The 12,903-nt window shown below is 69.7% G+C and carries 14 protein-coding genes; 5 read left to right on the forward strand and 9 right to left on the reverse strand.

Annotated features, from left to right (window positions below; all coding sequences use genetic code 11):
* Window positions 1–11: 11 nt before the first annotated feature.
* The 3 genes from purL to purS are packed head-to-tail and all read right to left on the reverse strand — an operon-like array spanning window position 12 to window position 3,444.
* Complete coding sequence (purL, locus tag HGG74_RS07150) at window positions 12–2,402, reverse strand: phosphoribosylformylglycinamidine synthase subunit PurL (protein ID WP_246262727.1); 2,391 nt, start codon at window positions 2,400–2,402, stop codon at window positions 12–14.
* Complete coding sequence (gene purQ, locus HGG74_RS07155; RefSeq protein ID WP_168485680.1) at window positions 2,402–3,172, reverse strand: phosphoribosylformylglycinamidine synthase subunit PurQ; 771 nt, start codon at window positions 3,170–3,172, stop codon at window positions 2,402–2,404. Before purQ ends, purL begins: the two co-directional genes overlap by 1 nt.
* Window positions 3,172–3,444: a phosphoribosylformylglycinamidine synthase subunit PurS gene (purS, locus tag HGG74_RS07160; protein WP_168485681.1), complete on the reverse strand. Its 273-nt coding sequence runs from the start codon at window positions 3,442–3,444 to the stop codon at window positions 3,172–3,174. Before purS ends, purQ begins: the two co-directional genes overlap by 1 nt.
* 82 nt (window positions 3,445–3,526) lie before the next feature.
* On the opposite strand from purS, the gene HGG74_RS07165 reads away from it, so the two are divergent.
* Window positions 3,527–3,667 carry a hypothetical protein gene (locus tag HGG74_RS07165; RefSeq protein ID WP_168485682.1) on the forward strand — a complete coding sequence of 47 codons (141 nt, stop codon included), beginning with the start codon at window positions 3,527–3,529 and terminating at the stop codon, window positions 3,665–3,667.
* Here HGG74_RS07165 and HGG74_RS07170 read toward each other — a convergent pair.
* Both HGG74_RS07170 and HGG74_RS07175 read right to left on the reverse strand, forming a co-directional pair.
* Window positions 3,664–4,242 carry a subtilase-type protease inhibitor gene (locus HGG74_RS07170; protein WP_168485683.1) on the reverse strand — a complete coding sequence of 193 codons (579 nt, stop codon included), beginning with the start codon at window positions 4,240–4,242 and terminating at the stop codon, window positions 3,664–3,666. The two genes, HGG74_RS07165 and HGG74_RS07170, sit on opposite strands and share 4 nt — an antisense overlap.
* A complete protein-coding gene (locus HGG74_RS07175; protein ID WP_168485684.1) occupies window positions 4,239–5,198 on the reverse strand; it encodes a 3-methyladenine DNA glycosylase in 960 nt (319 codons plus the stop codon). The genes HGG74_RS07170 and HGG74_RS07175 overlap by 4 nt, the downstream gene beginning before the upstream one ends.
* Window positions 5,199–5,453: 255 nt before the next feature.
* Here HGG74_RS07175 and HGG74_RS07180 point away from each other — a divergent pair, with 255 nt between their 5' ends.
* Window positions 5,454–8,525, forward strand: a complete 3,072-nt coding sequence (locus HGG74_RS07180; RefSeq protein WP_205761530.1) for a S8 family serine peptidase — start codon at window positions 5,454–5,456, stop codon at window positions 8,523–8,525.
* Window positions 8,526–8,550: 25 nt separating this feature from the next.
* Here HGG74_RS07180 and HGG74_RS07185 read toward each other — a convergent pair whose 3' ends face one another.
* Window positions 8,551–9,009 carry a MarR family winged helix-turn-helix transcriptional regulator gene (locus HGG74_RS07185; protein WP_168485685.1) on the reverse strand — a complete coding sequence of 153 codons (459 nt, stop codon included), beginning with the start codon at window positions 9,007–9,009 and terminating at the stop codon, window positions 8,551–8,553.
* A gap of 116 nt (window positions 9,010–9,125) precedes the next feature.
* Here HGG74_RS07185 and HGG74_RS07190 point away from each other — a divergent pair, with 116 nt between their 5' ends.
* Both HGG74_RS07190 and HGG74_RS07195 read left to right on the forward strand, forming a co-directional pair.
* Entirely contained in the window at window positions 9,126–9,314 is a 189-nt protein-coding gene (locus HGG74_RS07190; RefSeq protein WP_168485686.1) for a hypothetical protein, read from the forward strand.
* Window positions 9,315–9,396: 82 nt separating this feature from the next.
* Complete coding sequence (locus HGG74_RS07195) at window positions 9,397–9,633, forward strand: hypothetical protein (protein ID WP_168485687.1); 237 nt, start codon at window positions 9,397–9,399, stop codon at window positions 9,631–9,633.
* 92 nt (window positions 9,634–9,725) lie between these two features.
* Here HGG74_RS07195 and HGG74_RS07200 read toward each other — a convergent pair whose 3' ends face one another.
* The gene (locus HGG74_RS07200) at window positions 9,726–11,012 is read right to left on the reverse strand and encodes an aspartate kinase (RefSeq protein WP_168485688.1); all 1,287 of its coding nucleotides are present in this window, start codon (window positions 11,010–11,012) and stop codon (window positions 9,726–9,728) included.
* A gap of 289 nt (window positions 11,013–11,301) precedes the next feature.
* Here HGG74_RS07200 and HGG74_RS07205 point away from each other — a divergent pair, with 289 nt between their 5' ends.
* The gene (locus tag HGG74_RS07205) at window positions 11,302–11,607 is read left to right on the forward strand and encodes a hypothetical protein (protein ID WP_168485689.1); all 306 of its coding nucleotides are present in this window, start codon (window positions 11,302–11,304) and stop codon (window positions 11,605–11,607) included.
* Window positions 11,608–11,625: 18 nt separating this feature from the next.
* Here HGG74_RS07205 and recR read toward each other — a convergent pair whose 3' ends face one another.
* Both recR and HGG74_RS22115 read right to left on the reverse strand, forming a co-directional pair.
* Window positions 11,626–12,222 (reverse strand): recombination mediator RecR, encoded by a 597-nt coding sequence (gene recR / locus HGG74_RS07210; RefSeq protein ID WP_168485690.1) that lies wholly within the window; start codon window positions 12,220–12,222, stop codon window positions 11,626–11,628.
* Window positions 12,223–12,243: 21 nt separating this feature from the next.
* Window positions 12,244–12,666, reverse strand: a complete 423-nt coding sequence (locus HGG74_RS22115; RefSeq protein WP_312856776.1) for a hypothetical protein — start codon at window positions 12,664–12,666, stop codon at window positions 12,244–12,246.
* Between the last annotated feature and the right edge of the window lie 237 nt (window positions 12,667–12,903).

Here is a 12,903-nt window from a genome sequence, read left to right on the forward strand (position 1 = left end):
GGAGGGGAGGGCTAGGCGAAGTGCTTCGGCAGGGTGGCCTCGTGGGCGTCCTTCAGCTCGGCCAGCGGCAGGCTGAAGTGGCCCTGGAAGTCCAGCGCCTGGTTCTCGGCGTCCACCACGCCGATGCGGATGTGCGCGAAACCGCGGGCGGTGCACATGTCCTTGAAGCGCACCTCCTCGCTGCGCGGCACGGCGACGACGGCGCGGGCCTGGGACTCGGAGAACAGCGCCGTGAACAGGTCCACGCCGTCGCGCTCGCACATCTCGTCCAGGCCGACCCGGGCGCCGACGCCGAAGCGCAGCGCCATCTCGGACAGCGCCGCGGCCAGGCCGCCCTCGGAGAGGTCGTGCGCGGCGTCGACCATGCCGTCGCGGGAGGCATTGACCAGCAGCTCGCCGAGCAGCTTCTCCGCGGCCAGGTCCAGCGCCGGGGGCCTGCCGCCGAGGTGGCCGCGCAGGTTGGCCCACTCGGAGCCGTCCAGCTCGTCGCGGGTGGTGCCCAGCAGGTAGATGGCCTGGCCGTCCTCGCGCCAGCCCGACGGGGTGCGGCGGGCGACGTCGTCGAACTTGCCCAGCACGCCCACCACCGGGGTCGGGTGGATGGCCACGCCGCCGGTCTGGTTGTACAGCGAGACGTTGCCGCCGGTGACCGGCACGCCCAGGGCCATGCAGGCGTCGGAGAGGCCGCGCACGGCCTCGGCGAACTGCCACATGACCTCGGGATCCTCCGGGGAGCCGAAGTTCAGGCAGTCGGTGACCGCCATCGGCACCGCGCCGGCGGTGGCGACGTTGCGGTAGGACTCGGCCAGGGCCAGCTGGGCGCCGGCGTACGGGTCCAGGTAGGCGTAGCGGCCGTTGCAGTCGGTGGACAGCGCCACGCCCATGCCGGTGGCCTCGTCCACGCGGACCACGCCGGCGTCGTCGGGCATGGCCAGGGCGGTGTTGCCGCGCACATAGCGGTCGTACTGGTTGGTGATCCAGTCCTTGGAGCACATGTTCGGCGAGGACATCAGCTCCAGCACGGCGGCCTTGAGCTCCTCGCCGGAGGAGGGCCGCTCACCGGCGAAGGAGTCCGCCTGCACGCCGTCGAGCCACTCGGGCCGGTGGTACGGGCGCTCGTAGACCGGGCCCTCGTGGGCCACGGTGCGCGGGTCCACGTCCACGATGGTCTCGCCGTCCCAGTCGATGATCAGCCGGCCGGTGCCGGTGACCTCGCCCAGCCAGGAGTACTCGACGTTCCACTTGGCCAGGATCTCCTCGAACGCCTCGACGTTCTCCGGCTTGACCACGGCCATCATGCGTTCCTGCGACTCGGACATCAGGATCTCGCCCGGGGTCAGGGTCGGGTCGCGCAGCAGCACGGACGTCAGCTCGATGTGCATGCCGCCGTCGCCGTTGGAGGCCAGCTCGGAGGTGGCGCAGGAAATGCCGGCGGCGCCGAGGTCCTGGATGCCCTCGACCACGGCGGCCTTGAACAGTTCCAGGCAGCACTCGATGAGCACCTTCTCGGCGAACGGGTCGCCCACCTGCACTGCCGGGCGCTTGGCCGGCTTGGAGTCGTCGAAGGACTCCGAGGCCAGCACCGAGGCGCCGCCGATGCCGTCGCCGCCGGTGCGCGCACCGAAGAGCACCACCTTGTTGCCGGCGCCGGAGGCGTTGGCCAGGCGGATGTCCTCGTGCCGCATCACGCCCACGGCCAGGGCGTTGACCAGCGGGTTGCCCTGGTAGACCGAGTCGAAGACGACCTCGCCGCCGATGTTCGGCAGGCCCAGGCAGTTGCCGTAGCCGCCGATGCCGGAGACGATGCCGTGGACCAGGCGGGCGGTGTCCGGGTGGTCGATCGCGCCGAAGCGTAGCGGGTCCATCACGGCCACCGGGCGGGCGCCCATGGAAATGATGTCGCGCACGATGCCGCCGATGCCGGTGGCGGCGCCCTGGTAGGGCTCCACGAAGGAGGGGTGGTTGTGGGACTCGACCTTGAAGGTCACGGCCCAGCCGTCGCCGAGGTCGGTGACGCCGGCGTTCTCGCCGATGCCCACCAGCATGTCCTTCTTCATGTCCTCGGTGACCTTCTCGCCGAACTGGCGCAGGTGGACCTTGGAGGACTTGTAGGAGCAGTGCTCGCTCCACATCACCGAGTACATGGCCAGCTCGGCGGCGGTGGGGCGGCGGCCGAGGATCTCGACCACGCGGTTGTACTCGTCTTCCTTCAGGCCCAGTTCGGCCCAGGGCAGCGGGGTGTCCGGGGTGGCCGCGGCGTGCTCGACGGTGTCGATGTTGAACTTGCGGCCCTCGATCTGCTCGACGGCGGCGGCCGGCCCGCCCAGGTCGTGCCCGTGCTCGTTCCTGGCCTCGGCCGGGGTCTCCAGCCGGCTCTGGACTCGCTGGTTAAGGTCGGTCATCAGTTGGCCCCTACGATCTTCTTCAAAACAGAGGTGAAAATGCCCAGCCCGTCGGTGCCGCCGCGCACGTCGACCGGGCCGAAGGCCGAGGAATCGGGGCCGTAGCCGGCCTCCACCGCGTGCTCGGGGTGCGGCATCAGGCCGACGACGTTGCCGGCGGCGTTGCTGATGCCGGCAATGTCCCGGCGGGACCCGTTCGGGTTCACGTCCACGTAGCGGAAAACCACCCGGCCCTCGCCCTCGAGCTCGTCCAAGGTCTTCTCGTCGGCCACGTACTGGCCGTCCTGGTTCTTCAGCGGCACCACGATCTCGGAACCGGCCTCATAGTCGGAGGTCCAGGCGGTGCCGTTGTTCTCCACCCGCAGCGTCTGGTCGCGGCAGATGAAGTGCAGGTGGTTGTTCTTGATCATCGAGCCGGGCAGCAGGTGCGCCTCGGTGAGGATCTGGAAGCCGTTGCAGATACCCAGCACCGGCAGCGACCCCTTGGCGCCGTCGATGACCCGTTCCATCACCGGGGCGAAGCGGGAGATCGCGCCGGCGCGCAGGTAGTCGCCGTAGGAGAAGCCGCCGGGCAGGATCACCGCGTCGACGTCCTGCAGGCTGGCCTCGCCGTGCCAGAGGCTGACGGCGGTGCCGCCGGCCAGCCGCACCGCGCGGGCGGCGTCGACGTCGTCCAGGGTGCCGGGGAAGGTGATGACGCCGATCCGGGCCCCGGACAGGCCGGCATCGGGAGCGGGCGGGAAGTCGCCGATCAGGGGGGTCTCGCTCATTACTCGCCGACTCCGATGGTCGCGTCCTTGACGACCTCGACGCGCGTGACGTCCTCGATCACCGGGTTGGACAGCAGCGTGTCGGCCGCGTGCCGGGCCTGCTCGAGGATCTCCTCGGTGACCTCGCCCTCCACGGTCAGTTCGAACCGCTTGCCCTGGCGGACGGCGCTGAACCCGGTCTGGCCCAGGCGCTGCAGCGCCCCGGCGATTGCTTTGCCCTGCGGGTCGAGAATCTCGGGTTTGGGCATGACATCAACAATGATCCGGGGCATCCGGTAACTCCTGTGCTTGGGACAGTGTGGATCTTCCAGGGAAGCTGGGCAGTCCCATTCTATAGGCCTATACCATAGGCCCATGGCCGAGAGACCCAAGTCACTGCTGATCCCGTTCCTGGCCGCCGCGGTGGTGGCCGGCTTCGCCCGCATGGTCGCGGAGAAAATCAAGCGCGACCGCGAGCTGCGCCGGCCCGGCCCCAAGCATCCGCAGGACAGCTAGACTTCCGGGCCGAAGCTGCCGAACAGCGGCTGCATCGCCTGCCATTCGGCGATCCGGCAGCCGTCGGTGAGCGAGAACTCCTTGTCCACCGGCTTGCCGTCCAGCGTGCCGGTCACCCGCGCCTTCTGCGGCCCGCCGTACTGCTGCGTGCACATCCGGTTGGGATCCGGCAGCGCGAAGAACACCGCCTCGCCGGATTTGGCCAGCACCTCGCAGGCAGCCGCCGGATCGCTGACGGTGGAGGCGTCGGTGGGCCGCGAGTCGACGCATTCGAGGATCTGCTCGGTGCTGCCCTGGACCCCCTGGGTGGACAGCACGATCTTCAGCTTGGCATCGGTCACGTCGACTCCCTGGGTCGGTCGCGTCGGCTGGTCCGGGGCGGGTGCCGGGCCCGGGGGCGGCGGGGACGACGGCGCCGGTCCGGTCGGTGCCGTGGCCGGCGGGGACCCGGCCTGCCCGCCCGGCCCGTCCGGGTCGCCGCAGCCGGCCAGCAGCACTGCCAGCCCGGCGGCCGCGGCGGCAGCCCTCAGCCATACCTGTTGCCGGCCCAGTTGCCGGCCCTGCCTGCGCATCATGGTCCTTCACCCGCCCGGTCATCCGGTGCTGCCGCCAGCACCGCCTCCAGAGTTTCGAGCAGCCGGCCGCGCAGCACCTGGGCCTCGGCGGCGAAGGCCCGCTGGGCTGCAGCATAGCGCGCCCGCCCCGCGGCCGTCTCGATCTCGATCGGCTCGTAGCCCCAGCCGGACAGATCGTACGGCGAGGCCTGCATGTCCATTTCCCGGATCCGCCACGCCAGCTCGAAGCAGTCCAGCAGCAGTTCGCCCGGCACCGCGGGCGTGAGCTTGTACGCCCACTTGTACAGGTCCATATTGGCGTGCAGGCAGCCGGGCTGCTCCAGCAGGCGCTGGGTTTCCCGGGTGGGCTGCAGGGTGTTCAGCGGCACCGCCTGCGGGGCGTAGAAGCGGAACGCATCGAAGTGCGAGCAGCCGATCCGGCTCGACTCCACCACGGCGTCCGTGCCCTCGGCGCCGAGCCGCAGGTCCAGGTACTCGTGGCGGATGCCGTTGACCGCCGACTTGTAGGCCATGGCCCATTCGTGCAGCCCGAAGCAGGCAAACCGCGCCGGCCGCGACGCCGTGCCGGCCAGGATGATGCGGACGAAGTCCACGGTGGCGGCCCGGTCGGCCAGGAAGCGCGCGGCATCGAAGGTGACCGCGGCGTCGTCGCCGGCCAGCCCGGCGGCCTGCCGTTCCGCGGCCGTCAGCGCGCGGTAGTACTTCCAGCCGGCCCGCCCGCGGGCCTCGTCCCCGGCGAGCACGACGCCGGGCCCCGGGTGCCAGCGCAGCAGCTGGCCGGGCTTGTGCGTGTAGTAGGTGAAGAGGAAATCCTCCACCGGATGCCTGTGCCCGGCGGAGCGGCGGGCCAGGTAGGCCTCGGTGTAGCGCGCGGCCCGGCGCCGGTAGGCCTCGGCGCGGGGCACCCACCGGCTGGCAGGCAGGACGTCCGGTCGGACGGACGGGGACTGGCGCATGCCCCCATTATCGCAGGACGGCACACTTTGACGCAGGGGAGCGCACGGAAACGCATATTATCCCCCCTTGTGATGGTCAATGGTTGCATGCCACGCGGGGCGCGGCCCTGCGGCGCCAGGGGCCCGACATGGAGCCTCTGACGTGCCTGAATACCTTCTGCGAGGTTCCCGAATAGAGTATTTTGGGCTCACACTAAGTCTGGGGACGGAACCTGACCGGTCCGGTTCCGGCAACGATGAAAGGCGCCACCTCCCATGAGAACGCAAGGCATACGCTTTGTGCGCAGGCAGCGGGTGCGCGCCGCCGTCGCACTGGCCCTGGGCATACCCCTGACGGTCCCGTTCGGGATGGCGGCCACTGCCGCCCCGTCCGCGGACGCACGTTCCGGGGCGGCGGCCCAGGCGGACCTGGAGAAGATGCCCGAGCTGTACGAGGATGGCCGCTACATCGTCCTGATGTCCGCGGACCCGCTGGCCACCTACGACGGCGGCGTGGCCGGCATGCCGGCCACCAAGCCGGACAAGGGCGAGCGGCTGGACATCGAGAGCCCGACGGCCCGCAAGTACCAGCAGCACCTGGAACAGGAACAGGAACAGCTGGCCGAGTCCGAGGGCGTGGAAATCCGCACCCGTTTCACCACCGCGGCCAACGGCTTCGTGGCGGACCTGACCGGGCTGCAGGCGGCGGCGCTGGCCAAGGCCTCCGGCGTCGCCGTGGTGGCCAAGGACGAGAAGTTCCAGCCGGACTACTCCAGTGCCGACTACCTGCAGCTGACCGGGAGCGACGGCGTCTGGAAGGAGCAGTTCGGTTCGGACAAGCGGGCCGGCGCCGGCACGGTGGTCGGGGTCCTGGATACCGGCTACGTCCCGGACAATCCGTTCTTCGACGGCGCCGAGGTCAGGCAGCTGGGCGGCAAGCAGCAGCCCAAGGTGGGCGAGCCCTACCTGGATGCCGACGGCCGGATCGCCATGCTCAAGGCCGATGGCAGCATCTTCAAGGGCGAATGCCAAGCCGGCCAGCCCGGCTCGGGGTTCGCCGGCACCGAATGCAACAGCAAGGTGCTCGCCGCCCGCTACTATGCCGAGGAGTTCCTCCAGGATCCGGCCGCCGGGGGCAAGAGCGAGAAGGAGTCCCTCTCGCCGCTGGATGTCCAGGGCCACGGCACGCACACGGCCAGCACCGCCGCGGGCAACTCGAAGGTCAGGACCGAGGTGGCCGGGCGCAAGTTCGGCACCGGGGCCGGCGTCGCCCCGGCGGCCAAGATCGCCGTCTACAAGATCTGCTGGGAGGCCGCCAACGCGGCCGCCAGCGGCTGCTACAGCTCCGCCGCCGTCGCGGCCATCGACCAGGCCGTCCGCGACGGCGTGGACGTGCTGAACTATTCCATTTCGGGCAACAATGACTCCGTCAGCGACCCGGTCTCGATGACCTTCCTGCACGCCTCCCTGGCCGGGGTGTTCGTGGCCGCCTCGGCCGGGAACTCCGGCCCCGCCGCCGGCACGGTCAACCACAGCGCCCCCTGGATCACCACCGTCGGGGCCAGCACCTTCTCCAATGAACTGCAGGGCACGGTGGAGCTCTCCGACGGCACCAAGTACCGGGGCGCATCCATCATGAACAAGGAAGTGAAAAAGGCGCCCATCGTGCTCTCGCGCGAGGCGCCGGTGGCCGATGACGGCAACCCGGGCACGGACGAGGCCGTCGATGCCCGGCTCTGCCTTCCGGGACGCCTGGACGAGGCCAAGGTCAGGGGCAGGATCGTGGTCTGCGAACGCGGGGTCATCCCGCGCGTGGACAAGTCCGCGGCGGTCAAGCAGGCCGGCGGCGTGGGCATGGTGCTGGTGAACATGACGCCGAACTCGCTGGACCTGGACCTGCACGCGGTGCCCACCGTGCACATCAACGACCCGGCCATCGTGGAGCAGGTCGCCGCGGATCCGGAGCTGACCGCGTCGCTGGTGGACCATGACACCACCGGCGAGCCGGACAGCCCGATCCCGCAGATGGCCGCGTTCTCCTCCCGCGGCCCGTCCGCGGCGGTCGGCTCGGACCTGCTCAAGCCGGACCTGGCCGCCCCGGGCGTGGGCGTGCTGGCCGGGGTGTCCCCGGCCAACGGCGGCGAGCAGTTCGGCTTCCTGTCCGGCACCTCCATGGCCTCGCCCCAGGTGGCGGGCCTGGGCGCCCTGCTGCTGGCGAAGAACCCCGGCTGGTCCGCCGCGGTGGTCAAGTCCGCGCTGATGACCACCGCCTCGGACCTGGTGACCGAGGACGGCTCGGTTGACCATGACAAGTTCGCCACCGGCGCCGGCGAGGTGGACCCGCGCCGGATGGCCAGCCCCGGGCTGGTCTACGACGCCGGGGCCAGGGAGTGGGCCGGGTTCCTGCAGGGGGCCGGCATCAACCTGGGCCTGGACCCGAAGTTCAATATCGAACCGCGCAATGCCAACGTGCCCTCGTTCGCCCTCGGCTCCCTGGTCGGCGAGGTGTCCGTGACCCGGACCGTCACCGCGCTGGAGGCCGGCCGCTACACCGCCACGGCCGAAGTGCCGGGCATCGAGGTCATGGTCGAGCCGGCGGTGCTGGAACTGGGCGAGGGGGACAAGGCGGAATTCACCGTCACCTTCAGGAACGCCGGCGCGGCCTTCGGCGAATTCGCCATGGGCGAGCTGACCTGGTCCGGTGCCGGCAATACCGTCACCTCGCCGGTGGCCGTGCGGCCGGTCGCCGTCCGCGCCCCGGAGAGCGTGAGCGTGGACCCGGCCGAAGCCGAGGGCGAGGCCGTCATCGAGGTGGAATCGGGTACCAATGACCCGGTGGACCTCAGCGTGGAGGGCCTGGCCAAGGCCGACTCCCTGACCGGGGAGCGCACGCAGGACCCCCGCGCCGTCACCGACGCCAGCGCCCTGGTGTCACGCCTGGTGGTGCCGGACGGCGCCGCGCTGGCGCGGATGGCCATCAGCGGCGCGCCCGAGGGCTCGGACTGGGACCTGTACGTGCTGACCCCGTCCGGCGAGCAGTTCAGCCAGGCCAACGCCGGCTCCAACGAGGAACTGGTGCTGGCCGCTCCCGCGGCCGGCATCTACACGGTGGTGGCCCACCTGTATGACGCCGGGGATGCGTCCGGACGCTCCACGGCGACCCTGCACAGCGTGGCCGTCTCGGGCGATGCCGGCAACCTGCGGGTGGATCCGGATCCGCTGGAACTGGCCAACGGCCAGACCGGCGAGGTCCGGGCCCGGTGGAACGGCCTGGAGAGCGGCAGCTGGACCGGCGTGGTCAGGTTCGGCGCGGGGGCGTCCACTGTCCTGACGGTCAACATCCCCTAACGCCCCATATCCCTGGCGGGGTGGATTAGTCGGACGCGACTGCCTGCTGGGCGGCGCGGATCAGCTGGCGCATGGCGGCGTTCAGCTCGCGCACGCCGTCACGGTCCAGGTCCAGCCGCTCCAGCATGGTGCCCGGCACGGAGAGTGCCTGGCCGCGCAGCGCGGTGCCCGCCTCGGTGAGCCCGACGGCGAGGGCCCGCTCGTTGCCGGCCACCCGGCTGCGTGTGACCAGGCCGGCGGCCTCGAGCCGCTTGAGCATGGGGGAGAGGGTCGCCGGTTCCTGCAGCAGCACCTCGCCCAGCTCCTTGACCGTGCGCGGGCTGTGCTCCCACAGCGCCAGCATGACCAGGTACTGCGGGTGGGTCAGGCCCAGCCTGTCGAGCACCGGCTTGTAGGCCGCCACCACGCTCCGGGAGGCCACGGAGAGCGCGAAGCACAGTTGGTGCTCGAGCAGGAGGTCTTCTTCAACGGCCGGTGAAGCCACGCGATCACATCCATCCGAATAATTAGTGCACTAACATTTAGTGTATTATGGACATGTTGAACCGTCCACCGGAGCACTGCTGGAGAAAGGGCCGCACGATGGCAGGAAAGAAGCCCATGGTAGAACGGCTGATGGAGCTCACGGGCAAGCTGCGGATGATCTTCGGCCCGGCCCAGAAGAGCGGGGTGGACCACCCCATGTCGGAGGAGAACCGGCAGCTGCTGAAGCAGCGCGAGGCCGAAGCCACCCAGTGGGAGACTGTCAAGCGACCCGACGGCAGTACCTATATTGTGCCCAAGCGCTGACCGGGGCGCATTTTATCATGCCCTCCGGGGCAATCCGAGCTAAAATGAGGCCATGGACGCCACCTGATGGGAGGTGATTCAGATGGCCGGAAAGACCGGTTTCCTGCAGCGCTTCATGCAGATGACCGAAAAGACCCGGAACGTGTGGGGGCCTGCGGACAGGTCGGACTTTGACTCGCCCGTGGTCCACAAGCACGACGAGTACGAGAGCGCCTCCGAGGCCGAGCTCGCGGAGTTCGAGATCGAGCGGGACGAGGAAGGCCACACGTATGCCATCCGCAAGCGCCACGATACCGGGATGGAGACCGCCGGCGGTTGAGCGCGGACGGAACAACGACGGCGGTGCCGGCCGCGAAGCCCGGCACCGCCGTCGTTGTCTGTGTCTGACGGTGGTTAGCGGTCTGACGGTGGTTAGCGGCCGGTGCCGCCGTAGACCGTCGCCGTGCCTTCGCCGTCGAGGTCGAAGGCGCCATGCACCGCGCGGACGGCCGTGTCCAGCAGGTCCGCGTGGGTGACCACGGAGATGCGGATCTCCGAGGTGGAAATCATGTCCACGTTCACCCCGGCCTCGTGCAGGGCCTGGAAGAACCGGTAGGACACGCCCGGGTTGGAGCGCATGCCCGCGCCGATCAGCGAGAGCTTGCCGATCTGGTCGTCATAGTCGATGCTTTCGAAGCCGACCTGCTCCTGGGCGGCCTTCAGCGCTTCCAGGGCGTCCTTGCCCTCCACGATCGGCAGGGTGAAGGAGATGTCCGTCTTGCCCGAGCCCTTGGTGGAGACGTTCTGGACGATCATGTCAATGTTTGAGTGCGCGCCGGCGACAATGCCGAAGATCTCGGCCGCCTTGCCGGGGACGTCGGGCACGCCGAGGACCGTAACCTTGGCCTCGGAGCGGTCGTGGGCAACACCGGAGATGATGGGCTGTTCCAAGGGTTCTCCCTCTTGAATCTTGATCTTGTCGTCGGGGCTGGGCAGCACCCACGTTCCCTCGTTGGTGCTGAAGGACGAGCGCACGTGCAGCGGCACGCCGAAACGCCGGGCGTATTCGACGCAGCGCAGGTGCAGGATCTTGGCGCCCGAGGCGGCCAGCTCCAGCATTTCCTCGCTGGAGATCCTGTCAATCTTCTGGGCACTGGGCACCACGCGCGGATCGGCGGTGAAGACGCCGTCCACGTCCGTGTAGATTTCGCAGACATCTGCATCCAGTGCCGCGGCCAGGGCCACCGCCGTGGTGTCGGAGCCGCCGCGGCCGAGCGTGGTGATGTCGTTGCTTTCCTGGCTCATGCCCTGGAAGCCTGCCACGATGGCGATCTCCCCGCGCTCGAGGCAGGTGCGGATCCGGTGCGGGGAGACGTCGATAATGCGCGCCTTGCCGTGGATGGCGTCGGTGATCATGCCCGCCTGGCTGCCGGTGAAGGACTGGGCCGTGGCACCCTGCTCGTGGATGGCCATGGCCAGCAGGGACATCGAGATGCGTTCGCCGGCGCTGAGCAGCATGTCCATTTCGCGCGCCGAGGCGTCGCCGGTGATCTGCGCGGCCAGGTCCAGCAGCTCGTCGGTGGTGTCACCCATGGCGGAGACCACCACGACCACTTCGTTGCCGGCGGCCTGGGTCTGGACCACGCGTTTGGCCACGCGCTTGATGCCTTCGGCGTCCGATACGGAGGAACCGCCAAATTTCTGCACTATCAAGCTCATGCGTACACGCTCTCTTAACAACTCCTGGCATGCGGCCCTAACGCATTGCTGGGGCTCCAGCCATGCCGTGCGGACGCCGGTGGGGATCGGACAAAGGTCTGCCGGGACCGTGGCATCTGTACGGCCGACCAAGAAGAGTTTAGCGCCGCGACCGCGGCGGCTCCGAATCGGCGGTTCCGTTATGACGGCCGGCAGCGGCGGTGCCGCCGCTGCGGGTAGCCGAATGTGCCCAGCCTGCTTATGGTTAAGGGGTCGCGGAAGGTTCCGCCCGCCAGCAGAGGAGGGGAACGTGGTCAGTCCAGCCGATGAACCGCTGCAGGAAGCCTACGAAGCGGACAGGCTTGAACAGCAGCTGCCGGTTTCACCCGATGAGGTGGATGAGGACGTCGAAACCGAGGGGACGGCTCCGGTGCTGCCCGGGGGGTCCGAGGCCGACCGGCTGGAACAGCAGCTTCCGGAACGGAGCGTGGCCGGCCGGGGTGTGCCGCAGTCAGGCCGCGCGGTGGAGGAAGGCTCCGAAGCGGACCGGCTGGAACAGGCCATCGGTATTCCCGGCATCGACGAAGACGACTACCCCCGGGATACCGAGGACTGAGGCCCGCGCGGATCCTGCTCAGGTCAGGTTGCGCCGTCCCTCGAAGGCCCGGCCGAGGGTGATCTCGTCCGCATACTCCAGGTCCCCGCCCACCGGCAGTCCCGAGGCCAGCCGGCTGACGGTGATGCCGATGGTCTTGAGCATCCGGGCCAGGTAGGTGGCGGTGGCCTCGCCCTCGAGGTTCGGATCCGTGGCGATGATGATCTCCTGGATCTGCCCGTCGGAGAGGCGGTTGAGCAGTTCGCGGATACGCAGCTGCTCGGGGCCGACACCGGCGATCGGGTTGATGGCCCCGCCGAGCACATGGTAGCGGCCCCGGAAGGAGCGGGTGCGCTCGATGGCGATGACGTCCTTGGACTCCTCGACCACGCAGATGGCGGAGGGATCGCGGCGCGGGTCGCGGCAGATGCTGCAGGTCTCCTGCTCGGAAATGTTGCCGCAGATGCTGCAGAACTTGACCCGTTCCTTGACGTGGACGACGGCGTCGACCAGCCGCTTCATCTCCTCCGGATCCGCTTCCAGGATGTGGAACGCGATGCGCTGGGCGGATTTGGGGCCGATGCCGGGCAGGCGGCCGAGCTCGTCAATCAGCTCCTGGACGGCGCCTTCGTACACTGAACCTCAATCTCCTGACATTTAGGATGCATCGAGGCTGCGCTCCTCGATCAGGCGCCCGCCCAGAATGCGTTCGATGGCGGCACGTCCCACCAGGTTCGAATCCTCGATTGCTTCGTCGTCATCGCTGGGGACATCCTCGACGTAGCTCAAGTTTAGGCCACGCTTGGGACCTTCACCGACGCCGGGAGCCTGCGCTGCCTGCCGGGCCTCGGCGGCCTTGGCCTGGTTCAGCAGCTGCTGGTAGCGGCTCATCGGCCGGCTCCGGCCCGGATCCGGCGGGGTCTCCCATTCGTCGGCCGGTTCCTCGTCCGAGTACGGGATGTCCTCGTAGGGCGACGCCGGGCCGGGGCCGGGCTGCGGCGCCCGGGCAGGCGCCGGCGCCGCCGCGGCGGGCGCTGTCGGGACGGCCTGCGCGGGTGCCGGCGCGGGGGTCGGAGACACTTGGACGGGAGCGGGCGACGGCGCAGCTGCAGGCTGCGGTCCCGGGGCGGGGCCTGCCGGAGCCGGGGGCGCCGCAACGGTCATCGCGGGGGCAGCGGGAGCATCAGGCTGGATGGCCGGTCCCCAGGCTGCGGGAGCAGGCCGGGGCGTGTTGGCGACGGCCGGTCCCCAGGCAGCGGCTGTGAACGCCGGCGCAGCAGCAGGTGCAGCGGCCGGCGCGGCAGCAGGTGCAGCGGC

Source organism: Arthrobacter mobilis (assembly GCF_012395835.1).
Lineage (GTDB): Bacteria > Actinomycetota > Actinomycetes > Actinomycetales > Micrococcaceae > Crystallibacter > Crystallibacter mobilis.

Bases quoted from the DNA above. Each gene is read 5' to 3' on its own strand.
- purQ (WP_168485680.1), bottom strand. From the start codon at position 3,172: ATGAGCGAGACCCCCCTGATCGGCGACTTCCCGCCCGCTCCCGATGCC.
- HGG74_RS07200 (WP_168485688.1), bottom strand. From the start codon at position 11,012: ATGAGCTTGATAGTGCAGAAATTTGGCGGTTCCTCCGTATCGGACGCC.
- HGG74_RS07190 (WP_168485686.1), top strand. From the start codon at position 9,126: ATGGTAGAACGGCTGATGGAGCTCACGGGCAAGCTGCGGATGATCTTC.
- HGG74_RS07180 (WP_205761530.1), top strand. From the start codon at position 5,454: ATGAGAACGCAAGGCATACGCTTTGTGCGCAGGCAGCGGGTGCGCGCC.
- HGG74_RS07175 (WP_168485684.1), bottom strand. From the start codon at position 5,198: ATGCGCCAGTCCCCGTCCGTCCGACCGGACGTCCTGCCTGCCAGCCGG.
- HGG74_RS07195 (WP_168485687.1), top strand. From the start codon at position 9,397: ATGGCCGGAAAGACCGGTTTCCTGCAGCGCTTCATGCAGATGACCGAA.
- purL (WP_246262727.1), bottom strand. From the start codon at position 2,402: ATGACCGACCTTAACCAGCGAGTCCAGAGCCGGCTGGAGACCCCGGCC.
- purS (WP_168485681.1), bottom strand. From the start codon at position 3,444: ATGCCCCGGATCATTGTTGATGTCATGCCCAAACCCGAGATTCTCGAC.
- HGG74_RS07170 (WP_168485683.1), bottom strand. From the start codon at position 4,242: ATGATGCGCAGGCAGGGCCGGCAACTGGGCCGGCAACAGGTATGGCTG.
- HGG74_RS07165 (WP_168485682.1), top strand. From the start codon at position 3,527: ATGGCCGAGAGACCCAAGTCACTGCTGATCCCGTTCCTGGCCGCCGCG.